The sequence below is a fragment of the Nostoc sp. 2RC genome (assembly GCF_014222165.1).
Taxonomy (GTDB): Bacteria; Cyanobacteriota; Cyanobacteriia; order Cyanobacteriales; family Nostocaceae; genus Nostoc; species Nostoc linckia.
Map to the genome: position 1 here is coordinate 1 of NZ_JACKZU010000721.1, position 1,186 is coordinate 1,186.

Genomic DNA, 1,186 nt, shown 5'->3' on the forward strand with positions numbered 1-1,186 from the left:
CCCCCAAGACCGCGCTGGCTCACCTTTTCCCAAAACCAAATTCCGAGTTGAAAATGCACAAAGCGAGCAGTATTGATGCCCAATGCCCCATGCCCAATACCCAAAATGAAAAAATCCCCTGGCTTCTAACCAAGGGATTTTGTTCGCTTATTTATTGAAAAATTAGAAGATTATTTTTTGGGTGAGAGAAGCATCATCATGTTTCGCCCTTCTTTTTTGGGCGCTTGCTGGACTTCACCAAACGGCTCTAAGTCCGTTGCCATACGTTTGAGTAAATCTTCAGCGAGGTCGCTGTGTTGAATTTCTCGACCCCGAAACATCACAGTCGCTTTGACTTTATCACCATCTTTTAAAAAGCGCTCTGCTTGCTTGACACGGACGTTGTAGTCGTGTTCTTCTATTTTGTAGCGCATTTTAACTTCTTTGACATCAGCCGTGTGCTGTTTTTTACGGGCTTCCCGCGCCTTTTTCTCCTGTTCAAACTTGTATTTCCCATAGTCCATAATCCGACAAACTGGCGGGTCAGCTTTGTCACTTAATAGCACTAAATCTAGTTCTTTTTCCTCTGCTAGTTGTAGTGCTTCTTGGGGGGGCATAATCCCCAATTGGCCGCCATCAGTGTCAATAACCCGAATTTTCGGGAAGCGAATCCTTTCGTTAATTTGGGGCAGATCGCGAGTTCTTTTTTTCTCAATCACAGGCATTATGATTTGTGGGAGCTCTGAATGAAGGATTTGGTGTGGTTTTGACTGGTATGCCTCTGAGGCAAAATACTGAAATAAGTCAGGACTGAAAACATAAGTCTACAGTTCTAGGGTAACTAATTCATGAAATAGTTGCGTCGCTGTATTTGTCATTCTACTCAATTGTGAGAGAATTTCTCTGGAATAGTTAATTTCAATGACACATCTTTGCAAATTGTTAAGTATTGTCAAATTTTTTTGTCAACACTGTAAAACTTCAGATTACACAGATAATCTCCACAATAGCAAGATACAGATACAAAGCATCTATCAAATACCAATGTAACACATCATCCTACATAAAGTATTGTTAATAACATTATTTATTAAAAATATTGTTAAATTTACTTAGATAAATGAAGTAATACCGATTCAAAAAATGTTTGCGACAGATGCCCCACCCGCCTGACGGCGCCTTCCCCTTGGCAAGGGGAGGGTTGGGG

General features: G+C 40.9%; 1 protein-coding gene. It reads right to left on the reverse strand.

The window, feature by feature from the left end:
* Positions 1–170: 170 nt before the first annotated feature.
* A complete protein-coding gene (gene infC / locus GNE10_RS34655; protein ID WP_099069477.1) occupies positions 171–704 on the reverse strand; it encodes a translation initiation factor IF-3 in 534 nt (177 codons plus the stop codon).
* Between the last annotated feature and the right edge of the window lie 482 nt (positions 705–1,186).